This window comes from Pseudomonas sp. GD03944, assembly GCF_029839275.1.
In the GTDB taxonomy this organism is placed as follows: Bacteria; Pseudomonadota; Gammaproteobacteria; order Pseudomonadales; family Pseudomonadaceae; genus Aquipseudomonas.
On the sequence record NZ_JAOCAH010000016.1, the window covers coordinates 34878 to 55937 of the forward strand.

Consider the following 21060-nt stretch of genomic DNA (forward strand, 5'->3'; position numbering starts at 1 on the left):
TAACCTGCGGGTCTGGGCATCATGACACAAGCCGTACGGCAAGCCCATGGGGCGCGGTGTAATGGTCGGGCCTCAGCGAAACCCGTCTATTAGGACAATAGCCAACGGTGGTTGTTCTCTGCCTGACGAAGTAGGACAATTGCGCGCCTCCTTATCCCTGTCAGCGACTTTGCATGGCCTTCATCGCCCTCGGCATCAACCACAAGACCGCCTCGGTGGACGTCCGCGAACGCGTGGCCTTCACTCCAGAGCAGTTGGTTGAGGCGTTGCGACAGCTCTGCCAGCAGACCGCCAGCCGCGAGGCGGCGATCCTTTCTACCTGCAACCGCAGCGAGTTGTACCTCGAACAGGACAGCCTGACCGCCGACGCGGTGCTCGCCTGGCTCGCCGATTACCACCATTTGAGCCTCGAAGAGCTGCGCGCCTGTGCCTATGTGCATGAGGACGATGCGGCAGTTCGTCACATGATGCGCGTGGCGTCCGGCCTGGATTCGATGGTCCTCGGCGAACCGCAGATCCTCGGGCAGATGAAATCCGCCTTTGCCGTGGCCCGTGAGGCCGGCACCCTGGGGCCGCTGCTCGGGCGCCTGTTCCAGGCCACGTTCAGCACCGCCAAGCAGGTGCGCACCGACACCGCGATCGGCGAGAACCCGGTCTCCGTGGCCTTCGCCGCGGTCAGCCTGGCCAAGCAGATCTTCAGCGACCTGCACCGCAGCCAGGCGCTGCTGATCGGCGCCGGCGAAACCATCAGCCTGGTGGCTCGTCACCTGCACGATCAGGGCGTGAAGCGCATCGTCGTGGCCAACCGTACCCTGGAGCGCGCCAGCAGCCTGGCCGAGCAGTTCGGCGCCCACGCCGTGCTGCTGTCGGACATTCCCCAGGAGCTGGTGCACAGCGACATCGTCATCAGTTCCACCGCCAGCCAGCTGCCGATTCTCGGCAAGGGCGCGGTGGAAAGTGCGCTCAAGCAGCGCAAGCACAAGCCGTTCTTCATGGTCGACATCGCCGTGCCGCGCGACATCGAGCCCGAGGTGGGCGAGCTGGACGACGTCTACCTCTATACCGTCGATGACCTGCACGAAGTGATCGAGGAAAACCTCAAGAGCCGCCAGGGCGCCGCCCAGGCCGCCGAAGAGCTGGTTTCCGCCGGTGCCGACGATTTCATGCAGCGCCTGCGCGAGCTGGCCGCGGTGGATGTGCTCAAGGCCTACCGCCAGCAAGCCGAGCGCGTGCGCGACGAGGAGCAGGCCAAGGCCCTGCGCATGCTGGCCAACGGCAGCCCGGCAGAAGACGTGATCGCCCAGTTGGCCCGGGGCCTGACCAACAAGCTGCTGCACGCACCCAGCGTGCAGCTGAAAAAACTCTCGGCCGACGGTCGCGTCGATGCGCTCGGCGTGGCCCAGGAACTCTTTGCCCTCGACGAGGGTGCGCCGTCCAATAAAGGCCTGCAATGAAAGCGTCACTGCTCAACAAACTCGACCTGCTGCAGGATCGTTACGAAGAACTGACGGCGCTGCTCGGCGACGCCGAGGTGATCGGCAACCAGACCCAGTTCCGTGCCTATTCCCGCGAGTACGCCGAGATCGAGCCGGTCAACCAGGCGTTCCGCGCCTTTCGCAAGGTGCAAGGTGACCTGGAAGGTGCCCAGGCACTGCTCAAAGACAGCGACCCGGACCTGCGCGAAATGGCCGAGGAAGAGGTTGCCCAGGCCAAGGAACAACTGGTCGAGCTGGAAGACCGCCTGCAGCGCATGCTCCTGCCCAAGGACCCCAATGACGGGCGCAACGTCTACCTCGAAGTGCGCGCCGGTACCGGCGGCGACGAGGCGGCGATCTTCTCCGGCGACCTGTTCCGCATGTATTCGCGCTATGCCGAGAAGCAGGGCTGGCGGGTCGAGGTGCTGTCGGCCAACGAAGGCGAGCACGGCGGCTTCAAGGAAGTGATCGCCCGCGTCGAAGGCGACAACGTCTACGCCAAGCTGAAGTTCGAGTCCGGTGCCCACCGCGTGCAGCGCGTGCCGGAAACCGAATCCCAGGGTCGCATCCATACCTCGGCCTGCACCGTGGCAGTGCTGCCCGAGCCGGACGAGCAGGCGGCCATCGAGATCAACCCGGCGGACCTGCGGGTCGACACCTACCGCTCTTCCGGCGCCGGTGGCCAGCACGTCAACACCACCGACTCGGCGATCCGCATCACCCACATCCCCACCGGGACCGTGGTCGAGTGCCAGGAAGAACGCTCGCAGCACAAGAACCGCGCCAAGGCCATGGCCTGGCTGGCGGCCAAGCTCAAGGACCAGCAGGAAGCCGCTGCGCACAAGGAAATCTCCGACACGCGCAAGCTGCTGGTGGGTTCCGGTGACCGTTCCGAGCGCATCCGCACCTACAATTTCCCCCAGGGTCGGGTCACCGATCACCGCATCAACCTGACCCTGTATTCGCTGAGTGATGTGATGGCCGGTGGTGTCGACGCCGTGATCGAGCCGCTGCTGGCCGAGTACCAGGCCGACCAGTTGGCCGCCCTGGGCGATTGATTCGCCGGTACGGTGGATGGCGCCTTTTCATTCACCCTCAGCCCCGCACGGTGGATCGATATGCGTGAGCTGCGCGCCCCGATCCACCCGACGAGATGAACATGGCCAGCATCGAATCCCTGCTCACTACCGCCGACTTGCCTGACTCGCCCACGCCGCGCCTGGACGCCGAGCTGCTGCTGGCCGCGGCGTTGGGCAAGCCGCGCAGCTACCTGCGCACCTGGCCCGAGCGTGAGCTGGATGCCGTGCAGCAGGCTGCCTTCAATGAAAGCCTCGCGCGTCGCCGAGCCGGCGAGCCGATTGCCTACATCCTCGGCCAGCAGGGCTTCTGGAGCCTGGAGCTGGAAGTCGCCCCGCACACCCTGATTCCCCGCCCCGACACCGAGCTGCTGGTGGAAACTGCCCTGGCGCTGCTGCCGGCGACTCCGGCCAGCGTGCTCGACCTGGGCACCGGCACCGGGGCCATCGCCCTGGCCCTGGCCAGCGAGCGTCCGGCCTGGCAGGTGAGCGGCGTGGACCGGGTGGCGGATGCCGTCGCCCTGGCCGAGCGCAACCGCGCGCGCCTCGGGTTGGGCAACGCCCGCTTCTGCGCCAGTCACTGGTTCAGCGCAGTAGCGGACCAGCGCTTTCAACTGATCGTCAGCAACCCGCCTTATATTGCAGCCGGCGACCGCCACCTGGCCGAGGGTGATGTGCGTTTCGAGCCGAGCAGTGCGCTGGTGGCCGGTGAGGATGGCCTGGACGACATCCGCCTGATCATCGACCAGGCCCCGACTTATCTGGAGCCGGGCGGCTGGCTGGCGCTGGAGCACGGCTTCGATCAGGCCGAGGCCGTGCGCAACCTGTTGCAGGCCCGCGGGTTCACTGCCGTGGAAAGCCGCCGTGACCTAGGCGGCCACGAACGTATCAGCCTGGGGTGCTTCAATCATGAGTGAACAGAACATGCTGAGTGACGACGAACTGCTGCGTTACAGCCGGCAGATTCTTCTGCCGCAGATCGATGTGGACGGCCAGCTGCGCCTCAAGCACAGCCGTGTGCTGATCGTCGGCCTGGGCGGCCTGGGCTCGCCGGTGGCCCTGTACCTGGCGGCGGCCGGCGTCGGTGAACTGCACCTGGCGGATTTCGACACGGTGGACCTGACCAACCTGCAGCGGCAGATCGCCCACGACACCGCCAGCGTTGGCCAGAGCAAGGTGGATTCGGCGATGCAGCGCCTCACTGCACTCAACCCCGAGGTGCGTCTGCTGGCCCACCGGCAGGCGCTGGATGAAGACTCTCTTGCGGCGGCCGTGGCCGCCGTGGACCTGGTGCTGGATTGCTCGGACAACTTCGGCACCCGCGAGGCGGTCAATGCCGCGTGCGTGGCCGCGCGCGTGCCCCTGGTCAGTGGCGCGGCGATCCGCCTGGAGGGGCAGCTCTCGGTGTTCGATCCGCGGCGTGCCGACAGCCCGTGCTACCACTGCCTGTATGGCCACGGCAGCGAAGCCGAGCTGACCTGCAGCGAGGCCGGTGTGGTCGGTGCCCTGGTCGGGTTGGTCGGCAGCCTGCAGGCGCTGGAAGCCCTGAAGCTGCTGGCGCCATTCGGCGAGCCGCTGGTTGGCCGGTTGCTGCTGATCGACGCCCTGGGCTCACGCTTCCGCGAGCTGCGGGTCAAGCGCGACCCAGCCTGTGCCGTGTGCGGGGGCCAGCATGGGCAGTAACGCGCCGATCGGTGTGTTCGATTCCGGCATTGGCGGGTTGTCGGTGCTGCACGAGATTCGCCAGGCGCTGCCCGGCGAATCGCTGCTGTATGTGGCCGACAGCGGCCACGTGCCTTATGGCGAGAAGAGCCCGGAGTACATCCGCGAGCGCTGCGTGCTGATCACCGAGCACCTGCTGGCGCAGGGCGCCAAGGCCCTGGTGCTGGCCTGCAACACCGCCACCGCGGCGGCCGGGGCCGAGTTGCGCGAACGCTACCCGAACCTGCCCATCGTCGGCATGGAGCCTGCGGTCAAGCCGGCCGCCGCGGCGACCCGCAGTGGCGTGGTCGGTGTGCTGGCCACCACTGGCACGCTGAAGAGTGCCAAGTTCGCCGCCTTGCTCGACCGTTTCGCCAGCGACGTGCGGGTCATCACTCAGCCATGCCCCGGTCTGGTGGAGCGTATCGAGGCCGGTGACCTGGACGGCGACGGCACCCGTGCCCTGTTGCAGGGCTACGTCGCACCGTTACTGGACGAAGGCTGCGACACGCTGATTCTGGGCTGCACCCATTACCCGTTCATCAAACCATTGCTGCTCACGCTGGTGCCCGAATCGGTCAGCCTGATCGATACTGGCGCAGCAGTGGCAAAACAGTTGCAACGAATCCTGAACAGCCATGGTCTGTTGGCTGAGGGCGCCTCCCGACCGGCCGAATTCTGGTCGAGTGGCGACCCCGAGCAGATGCAGCAGGTGCTGCCGCGTCTGTGGGGAGAAACAGCTGCCGTGCGGGTGCTTTGACGGCACTCCGAACTGCTGCTGTTATGCATACGTATACTTCTCTTTAGCGCGAAGATTTCTATACTGGCAACGAAACCTGGATTTCATTCCTAGGGCTAATAACAAAGGGATTCCCATGAAGAAGCTGTTTACCCTGACTGCGCTTGCTGCACTCATCGCTGGGCAAGTGGGGACTGCACAGGCTGCAGACGTTACCTTCTCGATTGGCCAGAGCGGCGACTCGACCATGGTGTACCGCGTCGGTACCCAGTTCGACTTCGGCACCAGCTGGTTCCAGAGCGATGTGGGGCGTCTGACCGGGTATTGGGATGCGGGTTATACGTTCTGGGAAGGTGACGACACCGCCAGCAACCACAGCCTGTCGTTCGCACCGGTATTCGTCTACGAATTCGCCGGCCAGACCGTCAAGCCCTACATCGAGGCCGGTATCGGCGTCGCCGCGTTCTCCAGCACCGAGCTGGAAGACAACGACCTGGGTTCGTCCTTCCAATTCGAAGACCGTATCGGTGCTGGCCTGCGCTTCGCCGGCCAGGAAGTGGGCATCCGCGCGATCCACTACTCCAACGCCGGTATCAAGAAGCCGAACGATGGCGTCGAGGCCTACAGCCTGCACTACCGCTTCGCCTTCTAAGCGGTCTCGCAGCTGCAACACCGAATCGCCCCTCCCCGGAGGGGCGTTTTCGTTTCAGATCATCGGGTCCCAGCGCTGTGACCAGTCGGTGTCCTCGGCCACCACCTCGCGCAGCAGGTCGAACGCCTGTTGCAGCACCGCCGAATCGCGCTCGCGGGAGTACACCAGGTAGGTGGGGTAGCTGAACTCCGGCGCCCGTGGCACGCGCTTGAGCACCTTCTTGTCCAGGTAGCTTTGCACCACCCGCGTACGGAAATAGCCCGAGCCGCCGTGCTCGAGGATGTACTGCAGCGCCAGCGGCCCCAGGTTGAACGACACCGGCGCCCTGGCCTTGTCCGGCAGCGCGCTGTCGTGCTGCAGGCGAAAGGCTTCGCCCCAGTCGACATAGATGTAGGGTTCGGGGTTCCTGGCCCGCACCAGAATCAGTTTTTCTTCCAGCAACTGCTCCACCTGCATGCCCGGCCAGTAGTTCGGCTGGTACACCAGCACCGCATCCAGCACCCCCAGTTCCAGTTGGCGCAGCAGCTCCTGACCGTCGCCGATGCGCGTGTGCACGGCGTACTGGTCGATGTTGGCGCGAATACGGCTGACCCAGCGCAGCATCAGCGGGTTGCACAGGCTCACCTCGCCACCGATATGAATGACGTTGTGGTAGCCGTCCGGCAGCGGCAGGTCGCGCTGCGCCGCCTCCCAGGTCTGCAGGATCTGGTTGGCGTAGGCGACGAAGGCCTCGCCGTCCGGGGTCAGACGAGCACCGGCGCGGTTGCGCACGAACAGGGTGCAGTTGAGGTGGCCTTCCAGCTTCTGGATTCGCGCGGTGATCGCCGTCTGGGTGACGTGCATGCGTTCGGCGGCGGCAATGAAGCTGCCACCGCGGACGATTTCCAGAAAGGTGCGGGTGAGGTCGATGTCCATCGCGTCAGCCAGGCTCAGGGTGAAGAAGGCCAAGTGTACGGGCTGTGGACGCGCATTTCGACGCGCGGCCGTTGTTCAGCCCAGGTGGGTCAGCAGGTCCCGGTGCAGGGCGGCGATCAGGTCGGTCTGGGTGATGACCCCCACCAGCCTCCCCGCCTCCACTACCGGCAGGCAGTGCAGGCCACGGTCGGACAGCAGACCGATCAGGTCCACCACATGGCTGTCGACGTCGGTGTGCAGCACCGGGCTGCTCATCAGCTCGCCCAGGCGTGGGCGCGACTCGAACAGGCCGAAGCGTCGGGTCGGTTTGCGCCGCAGGGGATCTATCAGGTCCGCCAGGCTGACGATGCCGACCAGCCGCTGCGCCGGGTCGAGGATCGGCAGCGCCTTCAGGTGATGATGACGGAGCAGGTGCAGGCCGCGTTTGAGCGTGGTCGTCGGTGTGGCGGTGACAACGTCGCGGGACATCACCTGCCGAACCCGGATATCACCCATGCTGCGCCGCAGCGCATGACGTTCGGTGCTCTTCACGATCAGCTCGAGGTCTTCACGGGTCACGTCGACGAAGGCACCCAGTTCGTCGAGCGCCTGGTCCAGGTCGGTGCCGCGAATGCCCACGCGTTCACCCGGCAGCGGGTCGCGGGTGTGGTGTGGGTCCTGGGCAGGCGCGCTCTGGCGCGGGTAACGCATGCCGGTCAGGTTGTTGTAGAACAGCGCACAGGCGAGCAGGCCCAGGGCGCCGGTCCATGCCGCCGCAGCCGGGTGCCACGGCGGCAGCGACGGGTCGAGCGGGGCGAATACCACGCAGAAGGCGATGGCCCCACCCGGCGGGTGCAGGCAGCGCAGCGGGCACATCAGCAACAGGCTCACGCCGGTGGCCAGTGCCGCCGCAGGCAGGCTGTGGTCGGCGGCCTGGCCGATCACCAGGCCCACCAGGCTGGCACACAGGTAGCTGCCGACGATCGACCAGGGCTGCGCCAGTGCCCCGGAGGATACGGCGAACAGCAGCACTGCGGAGGCGGCCAGCGGGCCGGAGAAATGCACCGCCAGGTGTAGGCCGAACAGGTGGCTGCACAGCCAGGTGGCGAGCGCGAAACCCAGGGCGGCGCCGAGCGCGGCGCGCAGCCACTCGTGCAGGTGGGTATGCGGGGCTTCCGGCATGAAGGCCAGGAGCCAGGGGCGAAGGCGAGACGATGTTTTCATGGTGACCAGAAAAAGGCAGGGCCCCGCATCGCTGAAGAGCCCGCAAAGGTGCCGCGAACGGCACGCGGGAGTATCCGTCCATGGATGAAGGAAATCAGGCGAGCAGGTGAGGCCCGGGCTCAGGCGCATCGAGCGGTTGGGTGGTGACCTTGCAGGGCACCCCCGTCGCCTGCGTCATGCGGGCCGCCGCCTGCGGGTCGTCGGCGAAGGGCAGCACGCTGGCCTGCTCGAACCCGGCCGGTCGTGAGCAACACAGCCAGCAGCCGAGCAGGCAACCGAGGGTGGTAAGGACTGCCAGCAGCAACTCAGGCATGGGCCGCCCCTTCTGCCGGGGTGTGCATCGGCACGGTATCTACGCGCTCACCGGCGCGCACCGTCAGCCAGGTGTTCCAGGCCATCAGCAGCATGCCGCTGGCGAAGATGGCACCACCGATCAGGCGCACCACGTAACCGGGATGGCTGGCCTCCAGGGCCTCGACGAAGGAGTAGGTGAGGGTGCCGTCCTCGTTGACCGCGCGCCACATCAGGCCCTGGGTGATGCCGTTGACCCACATCGAGGCGATGTACAGCACGGTGCCCATGGTGGCGAGCCAGAAGTGCGCGTTGATCAGACCGACGCTGTACATCCGCTCGCGGCCGTAGAGCCGGGGCAGCATGTGGTACAGCGCGCCGATGGAGATCATCGCCACCCAGCCCAGCGCCCCGGCATGCACGTGGCCAATGGTCCAGTCGGTGTAGTGGGACAGGGCGTTGACGGTCTTGATCGCCATCATCGGCCCTTCGAAGGTCGACATGCCGTAGAACGCCAGGGACACCACCAGGAAGCGCAGCACCGGGTCGGTGCGCAACTTATGCCAGGCGCCGGACAGGCTCATCATGCCGTTGATCATGCCGCCCCAGCTGGGCGCCAGGAGGATGATCGACATCGCCATGCCCAGGGTCTGCGCCCAGTCCGGCAGGGCGGTGTAGTGCAGGTGGTGCGGGCCGGCCCAGATGTACAGGGTGATGATCGCCCAGAAGTGCACGATGGACAGGCGATAGGAGTAGATCGGCCGCTCGGCCTGCTTGGGCACGAAGTAGTACATCATCCCCAGGAAGCCCACGGAGAGGATGAAGCCGACCACGCTGTGGCCGTACCACCACTGGATCATCGCGTCGGTGGCGCCGGAGTAGGCCGAGTACGACTTGAGCAGCGAGACCGGCACCGCGATGTGATTCACCACGTGCACCATGCCGGTGACGATGATGAAGGCGCCGTAGAACCAGTTGCCCACGTAGATATGGCGCACCTGGCGGCGGGCGATGGTACCGAAGAACAGGTAGGCGTAGATCAGCCAGAGCACGGTGACCCACAGCGCGATCGGCCACTCCATCTCGGCGTACTCCTTGGAGTAGGTGATGCCCAGCGGGTAGCTGAGCACCATCGCCACCACCGCTGCCTGCCAGCCCCAGAACAGAAAGTTGGCCAGGCCGTCGCTGATCACCCGCACCCGGCAGGTGCGTTGCAGCACGTAGAACGAGGTGGCGAACAGCGCGCCGCCACCGAAGGCGAATATCACCAGGTTGGTGTGCACCGGGCGGATGCGCCCGAAGCTGAGCCAGGGGATGCCGAAATTCAGTTCCGGCCACACCAGCTGGGCGGCGATGAATACGCCCATCCCCATGCCGAGGATGCCCCAGAACAGGGTGGTGAGGGTGAACCGGCGGACGATTTCGTAGTTGTAGCGGGTGGGGGCAGTCGCAAGGGTGGCCATCGTTATTCCGTCTTCTCGGGATTTCAGGCGCAACCCTCCTGCCGCTCGGGTACGGGTCGACCGGGCCGCGAGCGAAGGGGAGGTAGGAGGGAGCAGAGAAAGTCTGCGGGATGACGATGGATGCGACTAATTAATAATAAATGCGGTTTTATTCTATTTTTTTGATATCAAAAGTCGTTCGCCAGACCAAGCGCCCTGTCCCGGGGGTTGCAGGCAGCTGTCGGCGAGCCCTTCGGCTGGACGATCCCAGCCAGGGCGTTATTTGATATTCGGAAAATTGCACGATCGAATCATTAAAATTCATCGTTTCGATGTCACTGCCGGTAGGCCGTGGCAATGCCGCGGCGTTCCTCCAGGCACTCGGCCGCGCCCAGCTCGAACTCGCGGCAGATCAGCGGGCGTACGTCGTAGATGGTGCAGCGCATGCTGTCGCGGTCCAGGGCGGCGCACCAGCCGTCATCGAGGCGGCGCATCACCTCGCCGCCCCAGTCATCCGTGTCGATGAAACGCTGGGGCACACCGGTGTCGCCGATCAGCATGACTTCCAGCTGGCAGCAGCAAGCCGCGCAGGTGCTGCAACTGACACGGGGTTCGTCGGGTAACTGGCGGTGCGCGATAGTTGTCATGGGGGCGCAGTGTACGCGAGCGATGCCGGCCCCAGGCGCACTTCGTCGGGGAATGTGCCCTAGGCGGGCGAGTACTGGCTGCGGTAGAGCCGGGCGAAGCCGTGCAGCACCGGCATTACCACGGCCCAGATCACCGCCAGCAGGCCCAGGGTCGGCACGGTGCCCAGGGGCAGGCCGACGCCGCCCAGCTCTGCGCCGGCGTAGTAGGCCAGCGGCGCGCCGATGGCGCCCAGCAGGCTGGCGCGCCACCAGGGCTGTGCGCTCCAGGCCAGGCAGTGGTTCAGGGTGGTGCCCAGCAACAGCCAGAGCAGGGCCAGCCACAGCGGGATCAGCGTGCGCGGCTCGCCGAAGTCGAAGACCCCCAGGTGCATCAGAAAACTGTCCACCGCACTGCCGCACAGCAGGACGCTGATCAGCAGCTTGCCTTCGCGCGCCCAACTGCTGACCCAGAACAGGTGCACCGCCAGCACCGCGCCCACCACCAGCAGCCAGGGGCCGTCGCCGCCGAGCACGCAGGCGAACCAGCCGAGCTGGAAGAGAAGGGCGTTGGCGATGAGTCTAGGCATTGAAACGTCCGAGCAGGGGCTGTGGTTGGGCCGCCGGTTTGGTCAGCAGCAACTGGGCGGTGCCGATGGTGCGCTCGATGAAGCCGCCCTCGCAATAGCAGAGGTAGAACTCCCACAGCCGGAAGAAGTACTCGTCGTAGCCCAGCTGTTCGAGCGTATGCCGCGCCTGGCGCAAGTTGTCGTGCCAGAAGCGCAGGGTGCGGGCGTAGTGCAGGCCGAAGTCTTCCATGTGGTGCAGGTTCATGTCGGTGCGGGCGTTAATGACCTCCAGCATCTTCTGCACCGATGGCAAAGCGCCGCCGGGGAAGATGTAGCGCTGGATGAAGTCCACGCTGTTCTTCGCCTGCTCGTAGCGCTGGTCGCGGATGGTGATGGCCTGCAGCAGCATCAGGCCGTCGTCCTTGAGTAGACGCGCGCAGCATTCGAAGTAGGTCGGCAGGTAGCGGTGGCCGACGGCTTCGATCATTTCGATGGACACCAGCTTGTCGTAGTGCCCGGTCAGGTCGCGGTAGTCCTTGAGCAGCAGGGTGATGCGGTCCTGCAGGCCCAGCTCGCGCACGCGCCGCTCGGTGTAGGCGTACTGCTCCTTTGACAGGGTGGTGGTGGTCACCCGGCAGCCGTAGTGGGTCGCCGCGTGGATCGCCATGCTCCCCCAGCCCGTGCCGATCTCCAGCAGGTGGTCGTCAGGGGTGAGGGCGAGCTTCTGGCAGATGCGCTCCAGCTTGTTCACCTGGCCCTGTTCCAGGGTGTCGTCGGGTCCGGTGAACATGGCGGCGGAGTACATCATGGTCGGGTCGAGGAACTGCTCGAACAGGTCGTTGCCCAGGTCGTAATGGGCGGCGATGTTGCGGCGCGAGCCCTTGCGTGTGTTGCGGTTGAGCCAGTGCAGGCCTTGCAGGAATGGCCGGCTGAATCGTGCCAGGCCACCTTCCATGGCGTCGAGCACCTCCAGGTTGCTGACGAACACGCGGACCACCGCCGTCAGGTCCGGCGAGCTCCAGTAACCGTGGATGTACGCCTCGCCCGAGCCGATCGAACCGTTGGCGGCCACCAGGCCCCAGACCGCGCCGTCGTGCACCACGATTTCGGCATGCAGGCTGGCGTGGGCGTCGCCGAACTCCAGGCGTTCGCCGCCTTCGACGATGACCAGGCGGCCATGGCGCAGGCCGCTCAGCTGGCGCAGCACACCTCGGCGCAACAGGTTGGCGCCCAAACCGTTGCCGGCGAGGACCGTGTGCTTGGCGGAGGTCAGGCTAGGGCTTTTCATGGGGAAATTCCTTGGGGGCCGGGTGAGCCACGCGCACGGTGCCGTCGGCTGGCTGGTGGTTGAACAGGGGGATGCGTTTGAGCAGCAGGCGCAGCGCCTGCCAGTAGATGGCCGCCAGGGTCTTGCCGGTCATCCAGGGAAAGGTCAGCAGGTAGCGGTGCAGGCTGCCGCGGTCCAGCGGCTGGCGGCGCAGGGCGAGGCTGGCGTCGAACAGCTTGACGTCGCCCTGCCAGTCGGCCATGTGGATGCCCAGGCGCTCGTCGACCGGGCTGAAGCGCATGCGGTACTCCAGCTCTCGCGGCAGGAAGGGCGACACGTGAAAGGCCTTGGTCACGGTGACCTGCTGGTGCCCGTTGCCGCTGCACGGCAGGACGTACTGGTAGCGTTCGCGCCACGGCGTGTTGCTGACTTCACAGAGGATCGCCACCAACTGCCCGGCCGCGTCGTGGCAATAGAAGAAGCTCGCCGGGTTGAAGGACAGGCCCCAGCTGCGTGGTTGCGTCAGCAGGCAGATGCGGCCGGCCGGGCGTTGCCCCAGGGCGTCGCCGACCAGCTGGCGCACCGCGTCACTCAGGCGCATGCCGGTGCGGGTGAGGTGCGGCAGGTAATCGCACTCACGAAAGGCGAATGGCGCCCAGCGCCCCCGCCCGGCCAGGGGCGAGAGCGCCAGCACCTCGTCCTGCTCGGCCAGGTCCAGGTACAACAGTCCCATGCGGTAGTGGAAGTCATGCGCGCGCGGCGCGAAGCGCCGGTGCTGCACCCAGCCGCTGTACAGGGCGCTGTTCATCAGAGCACCTCACCGAAGGCCCGGGCCACGCGCAGGGCGCTGACCACGCCGTCTTCATGGAAGCCGTTGGCCCAGTACGCTCCGCAGAAGTAGCTGTGGTTGGCCCCGAGCAGCTCTTCCCAGCGTGCCTGGGCGGCCATGCCGGCCAGGCTGTATTGCGGGTGGGCGTAGGTGTAGCGCGCCAGGATCCGCTGCGGGTCGATGGCGGCGGTCTGGTTCAGGCTGACGCAGAAGGTGCTCTCGCTGTCGATGCCCTGGAGGATGTTCATGTTGTAGGTCACGGCGGCGGCCCGGGCCTCGTCGTGGCCCAGGCGGTAGTTCCAGCTGGCCCAGGCCAGGCGCCGCTGCGGCAGCAGGCGGGTGTCGGTGTGCAGCACCACGTCGTTGTCGGCGTAGGGCAGGGCGCCGAGGATCTCCTGTTCCGCCACGCTGGGCCGGGCCAGCAGCGCCAGGGCCTGGTCGCTGTGGCAGGCGAAGATCACCTTGTCGAAGCGCTCGCTGCCGGCCGCGCTGTGCAGGGTCACACCCTGGGCATCGCGCTCGACCCGCTGCACCGGGCAGTTCAGGCGAATCCGTTCGCCGAAGGCCGCAGTCAGCGGGGCGACGTAGCTGCGCGAACCGCCCTCGACCACGCACCACTGCGGGCGGTCGCTGACCGACAGCAGGCCGTGGTTCTTGAAGAAGCGCACGAAGAACTGCAGCGGGAAGTCGAGCATGTCGGCCAGCGACATCGACCAGATCGCCGCGCCCATGGGCACGATGTAGTGCTCGACGAAGCGGTCGCCGTAGCCGCACAACCGCAGGTAGTCGCCCAGGGTGGTGGTCGCGGCGATGCGGTTGTGGTTGAGGTCGTCCAGTGCCTCGCGGTTGAAGCGCAGGATGTCGCGCACCATGCCGATGAAGGCCGGCGACAGCAGGTTGCGGCGCTGGGCGAACAGGGTGTTGAGGTTGTGCCCGTTGTACTCGACGCCGCGCACCGCATCGCTGACCGAAAAGCTCATTTCGGTCGGCTTGAAGCCCACACCCAACTGGGTCATCAGGCGAATGAAGTTGGGGTAGGTCCAGTCGTTGAACACGATGAACCCGGTGTCGATGGCGTAGCGGCGCCCCGCGACCTCAACGTCCACGGTGTGGGTATGGCCACCGATCCAGTCGCCGGCCTCGAACAGGGTGATGTCGTGGCGGCGGTTGAGCAGGTAGGCGCTGGTCAGCCCGGAAATGCCGCTGCCGATGATGGCGATCTTCATGATCTCAGGGATTCTCTTGGTGAGGGGCGGACGCCTGGCTGCGGCTCAGGCGTTTACCGAGCGCCACCTGCAGGCCAGTGGGAAGGCAGCCGAGCAGCCGCAGTACGGCAATGAACGGGCCGGGAAAGGCGATTTCGTAGGGGCGTTTTTCGAGGCGCCCGGCGATATGCCGGGCGGCCTTGTCCACGGGCCAGCGCATGGGCATGGGGAAGTCATTCTGCTGCGTCAGCGGGGTGTCGACGAAGCCGGGGCTGACCAGGGTGACGTCGATGCCCTCGGCGGCCAGGTCCAGGCGCAGCGCTTCGAGCAGGTAGCGCAACGCCGCCTTCGAGGCGCCGTAGGCCTCGGCCCGGGGCAGCGGCAGGTAGCTCACCGAACTGCCGATACCCACCAGGTGCGGGCGTTGGCCGCTTCGCAGCAGGGGCAAGGCGGTCTCGATGCAATGGCCGGTGGACAGCAGGTTGGCGCTCACCACGCGGTCGATCAGCGCGGCCTCGAAGTGCTGCGCGTCCATGTACTCGCAGGTGCCGGCATTGAGGATCGCGGTGTCCAGCGCGCCCCAGGTGGCGGCGATGCGCTCGCCGATGGCCTGGACCTGGAGCGGATCGCGCAGGTCGCCGGGGGCCACCAGCACCTGGCCGGGAAAGCGGGTCGCCAGCGCCTCAAGCGGCGCCACGGTGCGCGCGCTCAGCGCCAGGTGGTCGCCCGCGTGCAGCAACTGTTCCGCCAGGGCGGCGCCAATGCCGCTGCTGGCGCCGGTCAGCCAGATGCGCCTCATGCCAGTCGCCCCTTCAGCCAGCGGATGATCCGTCCCATCACGGGCAGGTGTTCGTAGAGCAGGTTGCCGGCGTCGAAGTAGTCGCGGTGCTGGTGCACCTTGTGGTTGTGCCACATCAGGTGCGAGCAGCCCGCGACCTGGATCAGCTCGCCACCGGCCAGGCGCGGGTGGCGGTAGCTCATGGTCCAGCGCAGGTAGCCCTCGCCGTCGCGTACCTGGTCCATGCCGTGAAACTGGAAATTCAGGTCGCTGACGTTGGCGTACAGCTCGGTGAAGTACTGGTGCACTCCGGCCAGGCCATAGACCTCGTGCAGTGGGTCGCGAAACAGCACGTCATCGGCGTACAGCTCGCCCAGACGGTCGAGGTTGTCCTTGTCGAGGGCGGCGAAGTCCCGGGCGAAACGTCTCAGGAAGTCACTCATGGGGCGTCTCCGGATTCAGCTTGGGCAGGTGCTTGAAGGCGTCCAGGGCGCGGGCGCGGCTCTTGCCCAGGTCGACGATGGGCCGCGGGTAGTCGGGGCCACCGAACAGGTCATCGAGGGCCGCCGGGTTGTGCACGTCCTTTTTGTTCAGGTTCGCCAGCTCCGGCAGCCAGTGGCGGATGAAGCGACCGTCGGGGTCGAAGCGCGTCGACTGGCTAAGCGGATTGAAGATGCGGAAGTAGGGCACGGCATCGGTGCCGGTGGAGGCGCTCCATTGCCAACCGCCATTGTTGGCTGCCAGGTCGCCATCGATCAGGTGGCGCATGAAGAAGCGCTCGCCTTCGCGCCAGTCGATCAGCAGGTTCTTGGTCAGGAACATGGCCACCACCATGCGCAGGCGGTTGTGCATCCAGCCGGTGGCGAGCAACTGGCGCATCGCCGCGTCGATGATCGGCAGGCCGGTCTCGCCGCGCTGCCAGGCTGCTAGTTCATCCGGCGCGTGGCGCCACGGCAGGGCCTCGGTTTCGGCGCGGAAGGCGCGGTGCATGGACACCCGCGGGTAGCCCACCAGGATGTGCTTGTAGAACTCGCGCCACAGCAACTCGTTGATCCAGGTGCTGGCACCCTGGTTGCCGCTGTCGAACTCACCGCGATTGAATTGCAGCGCCGCGTGCAGGCACTGCCGGGGCGACAGCACGCCGGCCGCCAGGTAAGTGGACAGCTGGCTGGTGCCGGGCTTGGCCGGGAAATCCCGCTCGTTGTGGTAGTAGCCGATCTGCTCGTCGGCGAAGGCCTCGAGCCGCGCCTGGGCGGCGTCCTCGCCGGTCGGCCAGAGCTGGCGCAGCGCCTCGCTCGGCGCGTCGAAGCCGGGCACCTCGGTCGGGATCGCATCGCTGGGTATGCCCAGTGGCGCCTGTGCGACAGGCAGGCGAACCAGGCCGGGCAGGGCGCTGTGCAGGCGCTGGTAGCAGACCTTGCGGAACTGGCTGTAGACCTGGAAGTAGCCGCCGCTCTTGGTCAGGATGCTGCCGGGGGCGAAGAACAGCTGGTCCAGGTGGCTGCTGAAGGCGATGCCCTGTTCGGCGAGCCGAGCTTTCACTGCCTGGTCGCGGCGGCTTTCATGCACGCCGTACTCCTCGTTGACCTGCACGCGCTCGATCTGCAGCTCCTGGCACAGGCTGGCGATCACCTTGGGCGCCGCGTCCCAGTGCTCGGCCACCCGGATCAGCAGCGGCACGTTGAGCGTGGCCAGGCGGGCCGACAGGGTGTGCAGGTTGCGCAGCCAGAAGTCGACCTTGCACGGGGCATCGTCGTGGGCGAGCCACTGGCCGGGGCTGATCAGGTAGACGGCCAGGGTCGGACCGGCCTCCATGGCGGCGCTCAGTGCGCTGTTGTCCTGTATCCGCAAGTCGGTGCGGAACCACATCAGTTGACGCATGGGAATCCTTGTTCAGCTGTCGAGCAGGTTCAGGTCGGTGAGCATCTGCAGCGCCGTCAGCGGGCTGTCCGCCAGGCGCGGGCTGTTCTCGCCCTCCATCAATACCCGCAAGGCCTGACGCTGGATGTGCGCGGTCGGCACGATAATCAGGCTGGGGCAGTCGTAACCGGCGACCAGGTGCGGCAGGTGGGCGATCTTCAGCGCCTGGCTGGAATACAGCAGCAGTCCCCGGGGCCGGATGTGCTCCACGGACAGCGCCAGCTCCGTGGGCGGAACGGGCCAGTCGAACACGGTGACCGGGTAGCCGGCATAGCTGGCCAGCCAGGCGGTCAGCCACAGGCCGGGTTCCATCGGGCGGTCCGAGAGGTTGATCAGCAGCAGCGGCCTGCCGTTGTGCTGACGGTTGCAGTGATACACCCGGGCGCCGAGTTTGCTGCGCAGCCAGGACTGGAAGAACACCCGTTCGGCCTGGGCGCCGAACTGGCCGCGCCAGCGCAGTTCCAGTTGGTCGAGCAACGGCAGCAGCAGTTGCTGGCACAGGGTATGGGGCGGGTACAGCGCCAGGGCACTGTTGAAGCCGTCGTCCAGGCGGCGTTCGTCCAGGTTGCTGATGGCTTCGATCAGGCTCTGGCGCTTGTCGCCCCAGAGCGAAGGGATTTCGAGGGTGGTCGGTTGCTCGTCGCGCAGCAGGCCCTTGACCTGGCCGATGGCCACGCCGCGGTCGATCCAGGTGAGGATGGCCTGGATCTTCGCCACGTGTTCGGCGTCGTACAGGCGATGCCCCTTGGGCGTGCGGTGCGGCACGATCAGGCCGTAGCGCCGCTCCCAGGCGCGCAGGGTCACGGCGTTGACCCCGGTGAGGCGGGCGACTTCACGAATCGGCAGGCGTCCGGGGAGGGCGCCTTCATCGTCGTCCTCGGCCGCCGGGTCGTGGTGCGGGGCGTGCGGGTTCATAGGCGGTTACGCAAGGCAAGGTTTTCCGGGTGCGGCTGCAGGTACACCTGCCGCGCGAGGTACGCGTCGGGGTGATGGCGCAGGTGGTGTTTGAGCAGGGTCAGGGGCACCACCAGGGGGATGATGCCCTCGCGGTACTGGTCGATCAGGCGTTGCAGCTCGTGGCGGTCGTCGCGGCTCATGGAGCGCTTGAAGTAGCCACTCAGGTGCTGCAGCACGTTGCTGTGGGTGCCGCGGGTGGCGCAGCGTCCCAGGGCGGTCATCAGGGTGCTGAAGTAGCGGGGCGCCAGGGTCTGCAGGTCCTCGCCGGCGAGGTTGCCGAGCATGCGCCCGAGTGTCTTGTAGCGCCGGGGATCGGTGGCCATCAGCAGGTACTTGTGACGGGCGTGGAAGTCGATCAGCGCCTTGCGCGTCAGGCCGTCGCGCAGCAGAGCCTGCCACTGCGCGTAGGCGAACACGCGGGCCAGGAAGTTCTCGCGCAATGCGGGGTCGTTGAGCCTGCCGTCCTCCTCCACCGGCAGGTCCGGGTGCAGCCGGCAGAACGCTTCGGCGAAGATGCCCCGGCCTTTTGGCTCGCTGGGGCGACCGTTGTCCTGGTAGACCTTGACCCGGTGCAGCCCGCAGGACGGCGACTGCTGCATGAAGATGAACCCGCACAGGTCATCCAGCTCGCCAGCCATTCGTTCGCCATACGCCGCCAGATCCTCGGTGACATCCAGCGAGCGCTCGACGCTGCCCACCGCCCGGGGCGCCGCCGGGTCACCGACCAGGCGAATCGGCGCCCGGGGGATGCCCAGGCCGATGGCCACTTCGGGGCAGACCGGCACGAATTCGACGTAAGCGGCCAGGCTGTCCATGCACAGCGCCGAGGCCTTGTGCCCGCCGTTGAAGCGCACTTCGGCCCCCAGTAGGCAGGCGCTGATACCGATTCGAGGCTTGGCGGGTTGGGACGGATTCATGGACAGGCTCGGGCATAAAGTTGTACGTGATGTATTTCATGTACAAGTTTTGTCCATGATAGGCGCGAAGTTGTACAAGTCAATTGGCTTGTACAGGTTTTGCATCGCGATATCGGATTGGCCCTGAGCCGGGCGGGTCACTGCCAGCCCATGCGCCAGCGGCTGCTGTCCTGCAGGGCGCGCCAGTTCAGGCGCTGGTTGCGTTGACTGAGCACGGCCTGGAGTTCGATCTCCAGCACCGTGCCGTCTTCGTCGCAGAACAGTTGGGTCACCAGAAAGTGCTTTTCGCGGTTCTGCGGCTGGGCTGCCGTCCATTTGGACAGCAGCAGCTTGCGGGGATTGAGGCGGTGGGGCGTGGTGCTCATTGCAGGTGCTGGAGCAGTTTGCGCGCGACCTCCTGGCCGCTCAGCCAGGCGCCTTCGACCCGGCCGGAGAGGCACCAGTCGCCGCAGGCGTAGAGGCCCAGGTCGGCGTCAGCCAGGGCGCCCCACTGGTGCGCGGTGGCGGGGCGGGCGTACAGCCAGCGGTGCGCCAGGCTGAAGGCCGGCGCTGGCACGGCGCAGCCGATCAGCTCGGCGAAGGCGCCGTGCAGGTGTTCGATCACCGCCTCCTTCGGCAGGTCCAGGTGCTGTTTGCTCCAGGTGCTGCTGGCGTGCAGCACCCAGGTGTCCAGGGTGGTTTCGCGCCCGGGCTTGCTGCGGTTGCGCGCCACCCAGTCGAGCGGGCTGTCCTGCACGAAGCAGCCCTCGACGGGGCTGTCGAGCGGCGTGTCGAAGGCCAGCGCCACCGCCCAGGTGGGGTCCATGCTGACGCTGGCGGCGGCACCGGCCAGCTTGGGCGCGGCGGCCAGCAGGGCAGTGGCCTGGGGCGCCGGCGTGGCGATCACCACATGGCTGAACGGGCCGTGGCTCTGGCCTTCCGCATCCTGCAGGCCCCAGTGCTGCTCGCCTCGGAAGACCTCGGTGATGCGGCAGGAGAAATGCACCGGGAGCGCGCCGAGCAGGGCGCGGGTGATAGCGCTCATGCGCGGGCTGCCGACCCAGCGCACCTGCTCGTCCGGCGACGCGCTCAGGCGGCCGTCCTGATAATTGAACAGGGTCGGGGTCCATTCGGCGACCCAGCCGCGGGCCTGCCATTGCTGGACGGTCTCGACAAAACGTCGGTCGCGGGCGGTGAAGTACTGGGCACCCAGGTCGAGGGCGCCGCCGTCGCTGCGCTTGCTGGCCATCCGTCCGCCACTGCCCCGGCTCTTGTCGAACAGCTGCACCTCATGCCCGGCGGCGTGCAGGGCCTGGGCGGCAGACAGTCCGGCGATACCGGTACCGATGATGGCGATAGGGGCTGTTGCTGTCATGATCTACCTCGTGTGTCAGAGCGCCAGGGCGGGGCGCTGTGAAACCGGAACGGGCCCTACGCTACGCGGTCGGCAAAAGCTATACAATGCCGGCCTGCTGTACAGCTTTGCGCTGCGTCGAATCGTCCCTCGCTATAGTTGGGACAACCCCGAGTTGGATTTTAGGCACGTCGTTCCGCCCTAAATCAGACTAGGGCGATAAGCGTGTTACGTCATGCGAGGACGATGTCATGCACATATTGCTGACCGGCGGTACGGGTCTGATCGGGCGTGCGCTGTGCCGGTACTGGGCAGCCCAGGGCCACCAGTTGACGGTGTGGAGCCGCTCCCCAGGGCAGGTCGCGGCGCTGTGCGGCGAGTCGGTGCGAGGCATCGGCCGGCTGGAAGAGCTGGGCGAGGAACCGCTGGATGCAGTGATCAACCTGGCCGGTGCGCCCATCGCCGACCGCCCGTGGACGAGCAAGCGCAAACGCCTGCTGTGGGCCAGCCGCATCGGCCTGACCGAGCACCTGGTGGCCTGGCTGGAAAGCCGCACGCACAAGCCGGCGCTGTTGATCTCCGGCTCGGCGGTGGGGTTTTACGGCGATGGCGGGGAGCGCGAACTGCACGAGGACTCACCCCCGGTCAGCGAGGATTTCGCGGCGCAGCTGTGCGGCGCCTGGGAAGAGACCGCGATGCGGGCCGAGGCCTTGGGCATCCGCGTGATCCGGGTGCGCACCGGCCTGGTACTGGCGGCGGACGGTGGGTTTCTCAAGCGTCTGCTGCTGCCCTTCAAGCTGGGGCTGGGCGGGCCGGTCGGCAAGGGGCGGCAGTGGATGCCCTGGGTTCATCTGGCCGATCAAATCGGTCTGATCGATTTTCTCTTGCGGCACCCCGGGGCCGAGGGTCCCTATAATGCCTGCGCGCCGCAGCCGGTACGCAATGCCGAATTCGCCAAGGCGCTGGGCCGCACGTTGCATCGCCCGGCCGTGATGCTGCTGCCGGCCCCTGTGCTGCGTATCGGGCTGGGGGAGTTGTCGGGGCTTTTGCTGGGTGGACAGCGGGCCCTGCCAAGCCGGGCAATCGAGGCCGGCTATGTGTTTCGTTTCACCGATCTGAACGTGGCCCTTGCGGACTTGCTGGGCCGCCACTGACTGAAAAGGATTAC

Annotated in this window: 23 protein-coding genes; 7 read left to right on the plus strand and 16 right to left on the minus strand. The window is 66.6% G+C overall.

Features of this window, described 5'->3' with window-relative positions:
• Nucleotides 1-173 precede the first annotated feature (173 nt).
• The 6 genes from hemA (at nt 174) to N5C28_RS20515 (ending at nt 5643) form a co-directional block, all read left to right on the plus strand.
• The gene (hemA, locus tag N5C28_RS20490; protein ID WP_279825123.1) at nt 174-1454 is read left to right on the plus strand and encodes a glutamyl-tRNA reductase; all 1281 of its coding nucleotides are present in this window, start codon (nt 174-176) and stop codon (nt 1452-1454) included.
• Nucleotides 1451-2533 (plus strand): peptide chain release factor 1, encoded by a 1083-nt coding sequence (prfA, locus tag N5C28_RS20495; RefSeq protein WP_279825125.1) that lies wholly within the window; start codon nt 1451-1453, stop codon nt 2531-2533. Before hemA ends, prfA begins: the two co-directional genes overlap by 4 nt.
• A 101-nt stretch (nt 2534-2634) precedes the next feature.
• Nucleotides 2635-3468 carry a peptide chain release factor N(5)-glutamine methyltransferase gene (gene prmC / locus N5C28_RS20500; protein WP_279825126.1) on the plus strand — a complete coding sequence of 278 codons (834 nt, stop codon included), beginning with the start codon at nt 2635-2637 and terminating at the stop codon, nt 3466-3468.
• 7 nt (nt 3469-3475) lie between these two features.
• Nucleotides 3476-4234, plus strand: a complete 759-nt coding sequence (locus tag N5C28_RS20505) for a molybdopterin-synthase adenylyltransferase MoeB (protein ID WP_279825232.1) — start codon at nt 3476-3478, stop codon at nt 4232-4234.
• Nucleotides 4224-5012 (plus strand): glutamate racemase, encoded by a 789-nt coding sequence (gene murI / locus N5C28_RS20510; RefSeq protein ID WP_279825127.1) that lies wholly within the window; start codon nt 4224-4226, stop codon nt 5010-5012. The genes N5C28_RS20505 and murI overlap by 11 nt, the downstream gene beginning before the upstream one ends.
• Before the next feature lie 115 nt (nt 5013-5127).
• Entirely contained in the window at nt 5128-5643 is a 516-nt protein-coding gene (locus tag N5C28_RS20515; protein WP_279825128.1) for an acyloxyacyl hydrolase, read from the plus strand.
• A 54-nt stretch (nt 5644-5697) separates the two neighbouring features.
• On the opposite strand, the gene N5C28_RS20520 is transcribed toward N5C28_RS20515, so the two are convergent.
• The 16 genes from N5C28_RS20520 to N5C28_RS20595 all read right to left on the minus strand — a co-directional run bounded on the left by N5C28_RS20520 (nt 5698) and on the right by N5C28_RS20595 (nt 19913).
• Nucleotides 5698-6558 carry a LysR family transcriptional regulator gene (locus N5C28_RS20520; protein ID WP_279825234.1) on the minus strand — a complete coding sequence of 287 codons (861 nt, stop codon included), beginning with the start codon at nt 6556-6558 and terminating at the stop codon, nt 5698-5700.
• Nucleotides 6559-6633: 75 nt separating this feature from the next.
• A complete protein-coding gene (locus tag N5C28_RS20525; RefSeq protein ID WP_279825129.1) occupies nt 6634-7761 on the minus strand; it encodes a CBS domain-containing protein in 1128 nt (375 codons plus the stop codon).
• A 94-nt stretch (nt 7762-7855) separates the two neighbouring features.
• Nucleotides 7856-8074: a hypothetical protein gene (locus tag N5C28_RS20530; RefSeq protein ID WP_279825130.1), complete on the minus strand. Its 219-nt coding sequence runs from the start codon at nt 8072-8074 to the stop codon at nt 7856-7858.
• Entirely contained in the window at nt 8067-9515 is a 1449-nt protein-coding gene (ccoN, locus tag N5C28_RS20535) for a cytochrome-c oxidase, cbb3-type subunit I (RefSeq protein ID WP_279825131.1), read from the minus strand. The genes N5C28_RS20530 and ccoN overlap by 8 nt, the downstream gene beginning before the upstream one ends.
• A gap of 314 nt (nt 9516-9829) precedes the next feature.
• Nucleotides 9830-10141, minus strand: a complete 312-nt coding sequence (locus tag N5C28_RS20540) for a YkgJ family cysteine cluster protein (RefSeq protein WP_279825132.1) — start codon at nt 10139-10141, stop codon at nt 9830-9832.
• Nucleotides 10142-10200: 59 nt separating this feature from the next.
• Nucleotides 10201-10707: a DUF2878 domain-containing protein gene (locus N5C28_RS20545; protein ID WP_279825133.1), complete on the minus strand. Its 507-nt coding sequence runs from the start codon at nt 10705-10707 to the stop codon at nt 10201-10203.
• The gene (locus N5C28_RS20550) at nt 10700-11974 is read right to left on the minus strand and encodes a cyclopropane-fatty-acyl-phospholipid synthase (protein ID WP_279825134.1); all 1275 of its coding nucleotides are present in this window, start codon (nt 11972-11974) and stop codon (nt 10700-10702) included. Before N5C28_RS20550 ends, N5C28_RS20545 begins: the two co-directional genes overlap by 8 nt.
• Nucleotides 11961-12761 carry a DUF1365 domain-containing protein gene (locus N5C28_RS20555; protein ID WP_279825136.1) on the minus strand — a complete coding sequence of 267 codons (801 nt, stop codon included), beginning with the start codon at nt 12759-12761 and terminating at the stop codon, nt 11961-11963. The genes N5C28_RS20550 and N5C28_RS20555 overlap by 14 nt, the downstream gene beginning before the upstream one ends.
• Nucleotides 12761-14008 (minus strand): FAD-dependent oxidoreductase, encoded by a 1248-nt coding sequence (locus N5C28_RS20560; RefSeq protein ID WP_279825137.1) that lies wholly within the window; start codon nt 14006-14008, stop codon nt 12761-12763. Before N5C28_RS20560 ends, N5C28_RS20555 begins: the two co-directional genes overlap by 1 nt.
• Before the next feature lie 4 nt (nt 14009-14012).
• Nucleotides 14013-14786 (minus strand): SDR family NAD(P)-dependent oxidoreductase, encoded by a 774-nt coding sequence (locus N5C28_RS20565; RefSeq protein ID WP_279825139.1) that lies wholly within the window; start codon nt 14784-14786, stop codon nt 14013-14015.
• Complete coding sequence (locus N5C28_RS20570) at nt 14783-15208, minus strand: nuclear transport factor 2 family protein (RefSeq protein ID WP_279825140.1); 426 nt, start codon at nt 15206-15208, stop codon at nt 14783-14785. Before N5C28_RS20570 ends, N5C28_RS20565 begins: the two co-directional genes overlap by 4 nt.
• Nucleotides 15201-16646, minus strand: a complete 1446-nt coding sequence (gene phrB, locus N5C28_RS20575) for a deoxyribodipyrimidine photo-lyase (protein WP_279825141.1) — start codon at nt 16644-16646, stop codon at nt 15201-15203. Before phrB ends, N5C28_RS20570 begins: the two co-directional genes overlap by 8 nt.
• A gap of 12 nt (nt 16647-16658) precedes the next feature.
• Complete coding sequence (locus tag N5C28_RS20580; protein ID WP_279825143.1) at nt 16659-17600, minus strand: MerR family transcriptional regulator; 942 nt, start codon at nt 17598-17600, stop codon at nt 16659-16661.
• Entirely contained in the window at nt 17597-18559 is a 963-nt protein-coding gene (locus N5C28_RS20585) for a DUF523 and DUF1722 domain-containing protein (protein WP_279825145.1), read from the minus strand. The genes N5C28_RS20580 and N5C28_RS20585 overlap by 4 nt, the downstream gene beginning before the upstream one ends.
• A 137-nt stretch (nt 18560-18696) precedes the next feature.
• A complete protein-coding gene (locus N5C28_RS20590; protein WP_279825147.1) occupies nt 18697-18924 on the minus strand; it encodes a TIGR02450 family Trp-rich protein in 228 nt (75 codons plus the stop codon).
• Complete coding sequence (locus N5C28_RS20595) at nt 18921-19913, minus strand: NAD(P)/FAD-dependent oxidoreductase (RefSeq protein WP_279825148.1); 993 nt, start codon at nt 19911-19913, stop codon at nt 18921-18923. Before N5C28_RS20595 ends, N5C28_RS20590 begins: the two co-directional genes overlap by 4 nt.
• A gap of 230 nt (nt 19914-20143) precedes the next feature.
• On the opposite strand from N5C28_RS20595, the gene N5C28_RS20600 reads away from it, so the two are divergent.
• A complete protein-coding gene (locus N5C28_RS20600; RefSeq protein ID WP_279825149.1) occupies nt 20144-21046 on the plus strand; it encodes a TIGR01777 family oxidoreductase in 903 nt (300 codons plus the stop codon).
• The last annotated feature ends 14 nt before the right edge of the window (nt 21047-21060 follow it).

What these genes read in the sequence shown, in the direction of transcription:
- hemA (WP_279825123.1), top strand. Translation starts at nt 174, where the DNA reads ATGGCCTTCATCGCCCTCGGCATCAACCACAAGACCGCCTCGGTGGAC.
- prfA (WP_279825125.1), top strand. Translation starts at nt 1,451, where the DNA reads ATGAAAGCGTCACTGCTCAACAAACTCGACCTGCTGCAGGATCGTTAC.
- prmC (WP_279825126.1), top strand. Translation starts at nt 2,635, where the DNA reads ATGGCCAGCATCGAATCCCTGCTCACTACCGCCGACTTGCCTGACTCG.
- N5C28_RS20505 (WP_279825232.1), top strand. Translation starts at nt 3,476, where the DNA reads ATGCTGAGTGACGACGAACTGCTGCGTTACAGCCGGCAGATTCTTCTG.
- murI (WP_279825127.1), top strand. Translation starts at nt 4,224, where the DNA reads ATGGGCAGTAACGCGCCGATCGGTGTGTTCGATTCCGGCATTGGCGGG.
- N5C28_RS20515 (WP_279825128.1), top strand. Translation starts at nt 5,128, where the DNA reads ATGAAGAAGCTGTTTACCCTGACTGCGCTTGCTGCACTCATCGCTGGG.
- N5C28_RS20520 (WP_279825234.1), bottom strand. Translation starts at nt 6,558, where the DNA reads ATGGACATCGACCTCACCCGCACCTTTCTGGAAATCGTCCGCGGTGGC.
- N5C28_RS20525 (WP_279825129.1), bottom strand. Translation starts at nt 7,761, where the DNA reads ATGAAAACATCGTCTCGCCTTCGCCCCTGGCTCCTGGCCTTCATGCCG.
- N5C28_RS20530 (WP_279825130.1), bottom strand. Translation starts at nt 8,074, where the DNA reads ATGCCTGAGTTGCTGCTGGCAGTCCTTACCACCCTCGGTTGCCTGCTC.
- ccoN (WP_279825131.1), bottom strand. Translation starts at nt 9,515, where the DNA reads ATGGCCACCCTTGCGACTGCCCCCACCCGCTACAACTACGAAATCGTC.
- N5C28_RS20540 (WP_279825132.1), bottom strand. Translation starts at nt 10,141, where the DNA reads ATGACAACTATCGCGCACCGCCAGTTACCCGACGAACCCCGTGTCAGT.
- N5C28_RS20545 (WP_279825133.1), bottom strand. Translation starts at nt 10,707, where the DNA reads ATGCCTAGACTCATCGCCAACGCCCTTCTCTTCCAGCTCGGCTGGTTC.
- N5C28_RS20550 (WP_279825134.1), bottom strand. Translation starts at nt 11,974, where the DNA reads ATGAAAAGCCCTAGCCTGACCTCCGCCAAGCACACGGTCCTCGCCGGC.
- N5C28_RS20555 (WP_279825136.1), bottom strand. Translation starts at nt 12,761, where the DNA reads ATGAACAGCGCCCTGTACAGCGGCTGGGTGCAGCACCGGCGCTTCGCG.
- N5C28_RS20560 (WP_279825137.1), bottom strand. Translation starts at nt 14,008, where the DNA reads ATGAAGATCGCCATCATCGGCAGCGGCATTTCCGGGCTGACCAGCGCC.
- N5C28_RS20565 (WP_279825139.1), bottom strand. Translation starts at nt 14,786, where the DNA reads ATGAGGCGCATCTGGCTGACCGGCGCCAGCAGCGGCATTGGCGCCGCC.
- N5C28_RS20570 (WP_279825140.1), bottom strand. Translation starts at nt 15,208, where the DNA reads ATGAGTGACTTCCTGAGACGTTTCGCCCGGGACTTCGCCGCCCTCGAC.
- phrB (WP_279825141.1), bottom strand. Translation starts at nt 16,646, where the DNA reads ATGCGTCAACTGATGTGGTTCCGCACCGACTTGCGGATACAGGACAAC.
- N5C28_RS20580 (WP_279825143.1), bottom strand. Translation starts at nt 17,600, where the DNA reads ATGAACCCGCACGCCCCGCACCACGACCCGGCGGCCGAGGACGACGAT.
- N5C28_RS20585 (WP_279825145.1), bottom strand. Translation starts at nt 18,559, where the DNA reads ATGAATCCGTCCCAACCCGCCAAGCCTCGAATCGGTATCAGCGCCTGC.
- N5C28_RS20590 (WP_279825147.1), bottom strand. Translation starts at nt 18,924, where the DNA reads ATGAGCACCACGCCCCACCGCCTCAATCCCCGCAAGCTGCTGCTGTCC.
- N5C28_RS20595 (WP_279825148.1), bottom strand. Translation starts at nt 19,913, where the DNA reads ATGACAGCAACAGCCCCTATCGCCATCATCGGTACCGGTATCGCCGGA.
- N5C28_RS20600 (WP_279825149.1), top strand. Translation starts at nt 20,144, where the DNA reads ATGCACATATTGCTGACCGGCGGTACGGGTCTGATCGGGCGTGCGCTG.